Source organism: Rhizorhabdus sp. P4_G6 (assembly GCF_056401045.1).
This window is the reverse complement of sequence record NZ_JBFUKC010000026.1, coordinates 22,817-31,848: the sequence shown is the minus strand read 5'-3', so window position 1 is coordinate 31,848 and position 9,032 is coordinate 22,817. Positions and strand designations below refer to the sequence as shown.

Annotated in this window: 9 protein-coding genes and 1 pseudogene; 2 read left to right on the top strand and 8 right to left on the bottom strand. The window is 67.3% G+C overall.

Features of this window, described 5'->3' with window-relative positions; translation table 11 throughout:
• Window positions 1-584 (top strand): annotated as a pseudogene (locus AC1DPF_RS17480) (TonB-dependent receptor); the annotation flags it as partial.
• Between the two features lie 4 nt (window positions 585-588).
• Here AC1DPF_RS17480 and fahA read toward each other — a convergent pair.
• The 3 genes from fahA to hppD are packed head-to-tail and all read right to left on the bottom strand — an operon-like array spanning window position 589 to window position 4,257.
• On the bottom strand, window positions 589-1,866 hold the full coding sequence (gene fahA / locus AC1DPF_RS17475) for a fumarylacetoacetase (protein WP_477962612.1): 1,278 nt from the start codon (window positions 1,864-1,866) through the stop codon (window positions 589-591).
• On the bottom strand, window positions 1,863-3,134 hold the full coding sequence (gene hmgA, locus AC1DPF_RS17470; RefSeq protein WP_477962610.1) for a homogentisate 1,2-dioxygenase: 1,272 nt from the start codon (window positions 3,132-3,134) through the stop codon (window positions 1,863-1,865). The genes fahA and hmgA overlap by 4 nt, the downstream gene beginning before the upstream one ends.
• 43 nt (window positions 3,135-3,177) lie before the next feature.
• Window positions 3,178-4,257, bottom strand: a complete 1,080-nt coding sequence (hppD, locus tag AC1DPF_RS17465) for a 4-hydroxyphenylpyruvate dioxygenase (RefSeq protein WP_477962608.1) — start codon at window positions 4,255-4,257, stop codon at window positions 3,178-3,180.
• 73 nt (window positions 4,258-4,330) lie between these two features.
• Here hppD and AC1DPF_RS17460 point away from each other — a divergent pair, with 73 nt between their 5' ends.
• Window positions 4,331-4,783, top strand: coding sequence for a MarR family winged helix-turn-helix transcriptional regulator (locus AC1DPF_RS17460; RefSeq protein ID WP_477872679.1), 453 nt, complete (start codon window positions 4,331-4,333; stop codon window positions 4,781-4,783).
• A gap of 36 nt (window positions 4,784-4,819) precedes the next feature.
• Here AC1DPF_RS17460 and AC1DPF_RS17455 read toward each other — a convergent pair whose 3' ends face one another.
• The 5 genes from AC1DPF_RS17455 to AC1DPF_RS17435 form a co-directional block, all read right to left on the bottom strand.
• Window positions 4,820-5,446 (bottom strand): TetR/AcrR family transcriptional regulator, encoded by a 627-nt coding sequence (locus tag AC1DPF_RS17455; RefSeq protein ID WP_477872681.1) that lies wholly within the window; start codon window positions 5,444-5,446, stop codon window positions 4,820-4,822.
• Window positions 5,447-5,541: 95 nt separating this feature from the next.
• Entirely contained in the window at window positions 5,542-6,861 is a 1,320-nt protein-coding gene (locus tag AC1DPF_RS17450; RefSeq protein WP_477872683.1) for an anthranilate synthase component I family protein, read from the bottom strand.
• Complete coding sequence (locus tag AC1DPF_RS17445; RefSeq protein ID WP_477962606.1) at window positions 6,858-7,871, bottom strand: nucleotidyltransferase domain-containing protein; 1,014 nt, start codon at window positions 7,869-7,871, stop codon at window positions 6,858-6,860. The genes AC1DPF_RS17450 and AC1DPF_RS17445 overlap by 4 nt, the downstream gene beginning before the upstream one ends.
• Window positions 7,868-8,737 (bottom strand): HprK-related kinase A, encoded by an 870-nt coding sequence (locus AC1DPF_RS17440; protein WP_477872919.1) that lies wholly within the window; start codon window positions 8,735-8,737, stop codon window positions 7,868-7,870. Before AC1DPF_RS17440 ends, AC1DPF_RS17445 begins: the two co-directional genes overlap by 4 nt.
• Complete coding sequence (locus AC1DPF_RS17435; protein WP_477872687.1) at window positions 8,734-9,018, bottom strand: HPr-rel-A system PqqD family peptide chaperone; 285 nt, start codon at window positions 9,016-9,018, stop codon at window positions 8,734-8,736. Before AC1DPF_RS17435 ends, AC1DPF_RS17440 begins: the two co-directional genes overlap by 4 nt.
• Between the last annotated feature and the right edge of the window lie 14 nt (window positions 9,019-9,032).

Here is a 9,032-nt window from a genome sequence, read left to right as displayed (position 1 = left end):
GCGAGACGCGGCCCGCCGGCGATGCGCCCCGTGATGGCGGACGCGCGCGCGGTGGCGGTGGCGGTGGCGGTGGCTTCGGCGGGCGCGGCGGCGGTCAGGGCGGGCGCATCCAGCTGTCGGTCTTCCACACCTGGCATTTCAAGGACGAGGTGCTGATCCGCCAGGGTTTGCCTGTGCTCGATCTGCTCAACGGCGACACGATCGGCTCGGGCGGCGGCACCGCGCGGCACGAGCTCGAGGCGCAGGCCACCTATTCGAACAACGGCCTCGGCGCGCGGCTGACCGCCAACTGGCAAAGCGGAACCACCGTCACGGGTGCGGCAGGCGTACCGACCGGCAACCTGCGCTTCTCGCCGCGCGCATCGGTAAACGCGCGGCTGTTCGTGAACCTCGGGCAGATCCCGTCGCTGATCGAACAGGGCTGGGCGCAGGGCGCCCGGATATCGCTGCGCATCGACAATCTGTTCGATTCGCATCTGAAGGTGCGCGATGCGACCGGCGCGACGCCGCTGCGCTACCAGCCCGGCTATCTCGATCCGGCCGGGCGGACGATCCGGCTGCAGATCCGGAAGCTGATCTTCTGACCGATCACCGCGCCGGCAGCACCATCGCCCGGCATTCGCCGAAACCGATCGGGATATAGCCGTCCGAGCGGGCGGTCGCGGTCAGAATCACCTCGTCGCCGTCGGCGAGGAAGCTGCGCTCTTCGCCATTCGGCAGCAGCACCGGCTGCGCGCCGCCGCGCGAAAGCTCCAGCATGCTGCCGAAGCCGTCTTCGCTGGGTGCGGAAAGCGTGCCGGTGCCCAGCAGGTCACCCGGGTTGAGGTTGCAGCCGTTCGAGGCGTGGTGTGTGACGAGCTGCGCGACGGTCCAGTACATGTTCGACGCCGGGCCCCGGCTCAAGCGGTGGGGCGGCAGGCCGGCTTCGCGCATCTTCGCGGTGAGCAGATAGGCCGCCAGGTCGATGGCCAGCGCACCACCTGACTGATCTGCTTCGTCCCACAAATAGGCAAGCGGCGCGGGATCGCCGTCCGGCCGCGGCGGCTGGGCGATGCGGAACGGTGCCAGCGCCTCGGCGGTGATGACCCAGGGCGACACCGTCGAGTGGAAATTCTTGGCCAGGAAGGGGCCGAGCGGCTGGGATTCCCACGCCTGGAATTCCCGCGCCGACCAGTCGTTCAGCAGGCAGAAGCCGGCGATATGATCTGCGGCCTCGGCGATCGGTATCGGATCGCCCAGGTGATTGCCTCGGCCGACCCACACCCCCAGCTCCAGCTCAAAATCAAGCCGTGCGGTCGGCCCGAACACCGGCGTATCGGCATTGGGCGGTTTTCGCTGGCCACGCGGCCGCACCACCGGCACGCCCGATGGCCGGATCGACGAGGCGCGGCCGTGATAGCCGATCGGCACATATTTATAATTGGGCAGCAGCGGGTTGTCGGGCCGGAACTGACGGCCGACATTGTTGGCGTGGTGGATGCCGGCATAGAAATCGGTGTAATCGCCGATCGCGGCGGGCAGGTGCATCGTCACCGCACCCTGGTCGTAGAGGTGGGGTGCGATGGCAGGGCGGTGGCTGTCGTCGGACAACAGGCTGGAGAGCTTGCGGCGCAACGCCAGCCGCCGCTCCGGCGCGAGGGCGAACAGGGCGTTCAGTGTGCCCCCGGTCACCTCCACCGGCAGCAGCCAGGTGATCGCGAGCAGGTCGAGCAGCTTGTCGCCGATCGCCACGGCAGGCCTCGCAGCGCGGCCGTCGACGGAGAAGATGCCATAAGGCAGGTTCTGGACCGGAAAATCGGCATGTCGGTCGGCACCGGGCACCCAGCTGGTCAGCGCCGGATCATGGGTCTCATCGATCGCGATCATCGCGGCAGCTCCGCCTTGGCGAAGCCTGACCAGACATCGTCATAATCGAACTGCATCAGCGGCGTGTCGAGCGCGAAGCGGGTCGGACGCAATACCGCGCGGCTTTCGAACATGAAGGCCATCGTTGCCTCGATCTTGCGGGGCTGGAGGTCGGCGGCGATGGCTTCTTCATAGCTCGCTCGATCCGGGCCATGGCCGGACATCCGGTTGTGCAGCGATCCGCCGCCCGGCGCGAATCCGCTGGCCTTGGCGTCGTAGCTGCCTTCGATCAGACCCATATATTCGCTCATCACATTGCGGTGGAACCAGGGTGGCCGGAAGCTGTCCTCGGCTACGGTCCAGCGTGGCGGAAAGATCACGAAGTCGCAATTCGCGGTGCCGGCGGTGTCGCTCGGCGAAGTCAGCACCGTGAAGATCGAGGGATCGATATGGTCGAAGCTGACCGTGTTGATGGTGTTGAAGCGGCGCAGATCGTAGCGGCATGGTGCGAGGTTGCCGTGCCAGGCAACGACGTCGAAGGGCGAGTGATCGAGCATCGTCGTCCACAACGCTCCTTCGAACTTCTGGATCAGTTCGACCGGCGCGTCGACGTCCTCGTACCAGGCCGACGGCGTCTCGAAATCTCGCGGATTGGCGAGGCCGTTCGAGCCGATCGGACCCAGTTCCGGCAGGCGGAATGCCGGTCCGTAATTCTCGCAGACATAGCCGCGCGCCGCGCCGTCGGGCAGCTCCACCCTGAAGCGCACGCCGCGCGGGATGAGGGCGATCTCGAGCGGCTCGATCTCGATCCTCCCCATCTCGGTGACGATGCGCAGCCGGCCCTCCTGCGGCACGATCAGCAGCTCGCCATCGGCGTCGAAAAAGGCTCGTCGTTCCATCGGCAGGGTCGCGGCATAGAGGTGCACGCCCATGCCGGCATTTCCCGCGATGCTGACGAGCCCGTCGAGGAAGTCGGTGGGCTCGGCTGGCAGCGGAAGCGGATCCCACCGCATCCGGTTGGGGGTAGGCGGCGCCTCGTCGAACGGGGCGGAGCGCAGCAGGCCCGGCCGGCCATAGGGCTTGAACGGGGGATGGTTGGCGGCGGGGCGCAATCGATAGAGCCAGCTGCGCCGATTCTCGCTGCGCGGCGCGGTGAAGGCGGTGCCGGAAAGCTGCTCCGCATAGAGGCCGAAGGGCACATGCTGGGGCGAATTCCGGCCTACCGGCAGCGCGCCGGGAACCGCCTCGGAGGATAGGTGATTGCCGAAGCCCGGGAAGTAATCGGCCATTTCCACCCCCTCCCCTTCAGGGGAGGGGTTTGGCCTTTCGCGCTTAACCATCCGCCTTCACCACGCCGCGGCGGATCTGGTCGGCTTCGATCGATTCGAACAGCGCTTTGAAGTTACCCTCGCCGAAGCCCTCATTGCCCTTGCGCTGGATGATCTCGAAGAAGATCGGACCCACCATGTTCTCGGTGAAGATCTGCAACAACAGGCCGCCGCCGGTTTCGGGGGCGCCGTCGATCAAAATACCGCGCTTGCGCATCTCGCCGACATCATGGCCATGGCCGGGCAGGCGCTTGTCTATGCCGTCGAAATAGCTCTCCGGGCTGATCTGGAAACGAATGCCATTGACGCGCAGGGCGTCCACGGTGGCGAAGATGTCGTCGGTCGCGAGTGCCAGGTGCTGGATGCCCTCGCCCCGATATTCGCGAAGAAATTCCTCGATCTGGCTGGTCTCGTCCTGGCTTTCGTTGAGCGGTATGCGGATCTTGTCGTCCGGCGCGGTCATCGCCCGGCTGAGCAGCGCCGTCGCCTTGCCCTCGATATCGAAATAGCGGATCTCGCGGAAGTTGAAGACGCGTTCGTAGAACCGCGCCCAATGATCCATTCGCCCGCGATGGACATTATGGGTCAGGTGATCGAGCGTGTGGAGGCCCACCGAGCGGTCATCCTTCTTCGCGCCCGGCACCGGCCGGAAATCGACGTCGTAGATCTCTCGCGCGCCATAGCGATCGACCAGATAGAGGTTGGAGCCGCCGATGCCTTCGATCGCGGGGATGTTGAGCTCCATCGGCCCGGCCGGACTCTGCACGGCCTTCGCTCCGCGCGTGACGGCCTTTTCGAGGGCCTTGGCGGCATCGTGGACGCGGAACGCCATCGCGTTGGCGGATGGGCCATGCGCGGCGCGGAAGTCCGCGGCCTGGCCGGTCGGGTCCATGTTGAGGATGAAGTTTATGTCGCCCTGATTGTAGCGGCGGACATTCTTCGAGCGATGATTGCCGAGATGGGTGAAGCCCATTGCCTGGAACAGGGCTGCCAGGGCCTCTGGATCGGGACCGGTGAACTCGACGAACTCGAACCCGTCGAGGCCAAGGGGATTGTGGTGGGGCTCGAGATGCGAATCGGTCATGGCCGCCTCCATCAGTAACATTTGAAACGATTATCGGATTTGCGGTGAGTCGTGTCAAATGTTACCAACACGCATGGCCCCGAAACGTCTCATCCTCGATCATTTCATCCCATACCGCCTGTCGGTCACCTCCAACGTCGTCAGCGATGTGATCGCGAGCGCCTATGAGGCTCTGTTCGGCCTGACCATTCCCGAATGGCGGGTGATCGCGGTGGTCGCCGAGAATGACGGCATCACCCAGCAGGGCATCTGCACCGCGACGCGGATGGACAAGGTTACGGTCAGCCGCGCGGCGATCGCGCTGGTCGACCGTGGCCTGATCGCGCGCGCGCCAAACCGCGCCGACCGCCGGTCGCGGCTGCTCGCGCTGACCAATGCCGGGCAGGCGCTCTACGCGGAGGTCGCGCCCAAGGCGCTGGAATATGAGGAGCGGATCTTTGCGAGCTTCGTGCCCGAGGAGCTCGATCGCTTCATGGCGATGCTGCACGCGATCGAGATGCGCGCGCTGGAGGTCGGTCACCCATAGCGGCACCCCCGCAGCGTGGCGGGAGGATTCGAGCGTCTATGCGCTGATCTGCGTCCTGCTATGCGCTTCGATCAGCGCGTCGGTGGTCGCGGTCATTGCCGCGCAAGGCCCCTGGCTGCCGAAAATATGATGGGCCGCCATGCCGCCCTCGATGATCAGCACGAGACCATCGGCGAGTTCATCGGGACGGGCGATGTCCATGCGCCGGGTGACCTCGGCCACCCTCGTCCGCATTTCGGCCTTGCAGCTTTCGAGCACGGCGCGACCGGGATGGCCGGGCTCGGGGATTTCAACGGCGGTATTGCTCATCGGGCAGCCCCGGAAATCGGGCGCAGCGATCTTGGTCGCGAAATGACGCACTATGGCCCGCAACTGATCGCGGGGGTCGGCTCCGGCCTGCTCTACGGCGATGTCGAGAGCCGCCCGATTCTCGCGACCGCTCTCTTCGAGGCAAGCGGCAACCAGATCGTCCTTCGATGCGAAGGCGCGATACAGGCTCGGCTTGGTGACGCCCGCCTTGCAGACGATCTCGTCCACGCCGACGGCCCGAATCCCGCGATGATAGAACAGGTCGCGCGCCGCCTCGAACACGCGGGTAGCGGCGGTCTTCTTGGTTCCCGCACCATCGCTATCGCAACAGGGGCTGTTCTTGGGTGCAGGCACAGGCGGTCCATCCTTGTCAACACAGTCTATGTAACAGATCGGTACGGCCGATTCAACCGGGCTTCCGGCCAATGGCAATCGCGCGCGCCGGGAGGCTATCCCAGAACGGGATCGATCTTGGCGCGCAGTTCGGCATATTCGGCGGCGGCTATGCTGTCCGCGACGATGCCGCCGCCGGCCCGCGCGATCAGGCGGGACGGCGTCGCGGCGATCGACCGGATCACGATCGAACTGTCCAATGCCCCATCGTCCGCCAGCGCGAACAGGATTCCGAAGAACGGGCCGCGCGCTGAGGCCTCGATCGCGTCGATAATCTCCACCGCCCGGCGCTTGGGGGCGCCCGTGATCGATCCGCCGGGAAAGGTCGCGGCCAGCAGATCGATCGCATCCTTTCCGCGGCGCAGCTGGGCATGAATCGCCGAGACGAGGTGCCAGACCGATGCGAAGCCCTCGAGTTGGGCGACCTGCGAGACGGTGACGCTGCCTTCCTCGGCAACGATGGAGAGGTCGTTGCGCAGCAGGTCGCAGATCATCAGATTCTCGGCATGGTCCTTGGGCGATCCAGCGAGGCGCTCGCCGTTGCGGCGATCCTCGTCGGGATCGCTGGACCGCAGCGCGGTTCCCTTGATCGGCCGTGTCTCGATTCGCCCGGCCGGATCGCAGCGGACGAAGCGTTCGGGCGACGCGCTGAGCAGGCTGCCGCCGTCGCCGAGGTCGAGATAGGCGGAGAAGGGTGCCGGGGTGCGGTCTCGCAGGGCGAGATAGGCGGCGGCGGGCGAGAAGCCGGGCGGACGCGGTGCCGTGAAGCGCGTGCTGATGTTGGCCTGGTAGATGTCGCCTGCGCGCAGATAGCCGAGAACCGCCGCGAGCATCTCCGCGTGACGCTCCGGGCTCGTCTCCTCGGTCCATGCGAGCGCGGTGGGACAGGCCGGCAGCGGTTCCGCCGCGATATCGAGCAACCGCGCGAGCCGCTCCTCCGCCCGCAGCGTGCCGCGCGGCCGGGCAAAGCCCCAGGCACGGCGGGCGGCATGATCGAAGCCGAGCACCAGATCATAGCGCCGCACCACCAGCGCGGGCAGTTCCGGGTCGGGGGCATGGCGGCTTGTCACCCCGAGCGCGCTCGGGCCGAGGTCATAGGACAGCAATCCGATCAGGCCGCCGCTGAACGGCAGCGGCGCCGAGGCCGCCGCCGGCACGTGCAGCCGCCGCAACGCCGCGAGCGCTTCGTCCATGGAGGCGGTGTCGAGCCGTATCTCCTCGGCCGGATCGACCGCGATGTAGGAGCATGTCGAGCGTGGATCGCCGGCTGCGGCGCTGTCGAGAAAGGCGATGCCGGCCTGGCCGGACAGTCGCGCGAACATCTCGGCGGGCTCGATCCAGCCCAGCTCGCGGACCAGCAGGTCATCCGCCGTCATGTCGCGCGCGCCTTGATCCACAGATGTCGCGCCAGCATCAGCGGTGGCATCCGCATCCAGTGCGAGCGGATGTAGAAGCCCAGCCGGTTGATCGGCCGCGTCGGTCGTCCCCAGCCGTCGCGCGCAAGCAGCCTCCGGACGAACAGGCCATCGCGCATCCGGTCATAGCCTGCGAGGCGCGGCTCGACCGGCGTGGCGAAGATGCGGTCGGCAAGCCGCAGCGCCAGGCCGAGCGGTTCGCGCATCTCGTGGAGCGCGGCACGGCGCTCCAGAGCCTTCCAGAAATCGGCGCTGGCCGCGAACAGCCGCAGCAGCCGGTCGATGTCCCACAGATTGCGCAGGCCGCCAGCGAGGTCCCCGTCGGCCAGCAGGTGCGCCACCGCGTGGATGATCATGTCGGGGGGGCTGAGGATGCGCAGCGACGGCGCGATCTCGATGCTGTCCCCGATCAGCGCCGCGGCGTCGGGGGTGCGCCGGGCGGTCGGCGGCAGGATGGTGTGATGGACGTCGATCATGCTGCCCCGTTCGCGATGCACCAGCGGCGGCAGTTCGTGCATCCACCGCCTATAGTAAAGCTGGGTATAATCGTCATTCTTGACCCATTCGAAGCCCGCTGCGAGCAGCGCCGCTTCGGCATCGTCGATCCTGTCGCGCGGCACGAGGATGTCGAGATCGCCGACGAGCCGCCCTATTCCGGCGGGCAGTCGGGCGAAGGCGAAGGCGCTGCCCTTGAGCAGGATCGGCGCGATGCCGATCGGCGCCAGCACGCGCCGCGCCATCTCAACCTCCCACAGCGCCTGGGTCTGGCCGAACTCGGCCTGCGCACGGGCATCTTCCAGCGCCCGGAGCACGACCGGCGGCAGCGGCAGGTCCGCCAGCCGGAAGGCGAGGCTGCCGTCAAGGCGCTCGGCCCGCGCGATGGCCAGCAGGCTGGTCCAGTCATCGGACGAGAAGGCCAGCACCGACACCGGATCGGCGAGCGCGGCCGCAAGCGCGCGCGCGTCCCTCATATCCCGGCCTCGGCGCAGAACTGCTCGACGATGGCGATGCCGCTATCACTGTCCGGATAAGCGAAGCGCGCGGACGGCACGCTTTGGGCAAGGCGGAGCAGCGCTTCGAAGCCGGGCAGTCCGAGCGCGACATAGTTGGTCGAGCCCTCGGTGAGGCGCATGAACAGTTCGGAGCGGCTGACGCCCTCGCTCGCGGCCTCGAAGCCGAAGGACGGAAACAGGATCAGCGCGGGCACCGCCGGCTCGTCCATCCGCGATATCGCGTCGGCATTGGGACGCAGATGGCGCAGCTCCCCTTTGGGCGTGGCGCTCAGCTGCGGGCCGAAACGGCCCGGGTCGGCGATCCGGCCGACCATTTCGGCGATCGCGCTGTTCTTCAGGCTGATCGCGCGCGGGAAGGGCAGCGCCATGCCGCTCGCGAGGTCGATCATCACGAACTCGTCGGCCATCAGCCGCCAGCCGGCCTCGCCGAGCAGGGCCGCCAGCGTCGATTTTCCGGAGCCGGACTCCCCTGGCATGATCAGGGCCTTGCCGCCGCGCTCGACAGCCGAGGCGTGCAGCAGCAGATGGCGGCGTTCGCCGAGCGCGACCTGCATGTTCATCGCCATCTCGGCGGCGAGCAGCGCGTGGCGCAACGCCATCGGGACCGTGTCCGGCAGGCTGTGATCGCCTTCGATGCCAACCTGCGGGCGGATCCAGCGCCGCCAGCGCGCCGGCGGGCCGATCCGCGCCGTCACCGTGGCGATGCCGTCCTCGGGCGCGGGATAGCCGGCATAGAGCCGGCGCAGCGCTGCAACGGGCGCCAGCCAGGGCGAAGCGACGCGATAGGAAATGGTGCCGACCCGAAGCTTGATCTCGTGCATCAGGCGGCCTGCACCAGGCCACTGGCGACCAGGTCCCGCAGCCGCGCCGCGACGACCGCAAGCGCCTCGTCGTCCTGCGGTACGTCGAGCCGCTCGCACAGGCGGCGGCACAGGCCGGCTGAATCCGACGGGGCTTCCGCCAGCAATTCGAGCATCTCGGGCACGGGACTGGCCAGGAAATGCGTCGTCCCCGAAGGCCTGTGGAAGACGAGCAGCATCCCGTCGATCGCGTGCGTCCGGCAATGATGGAGGAAATCGCTTCGGTAGAGCGCTTCGGTCACCATTCAGCCATGCCTGC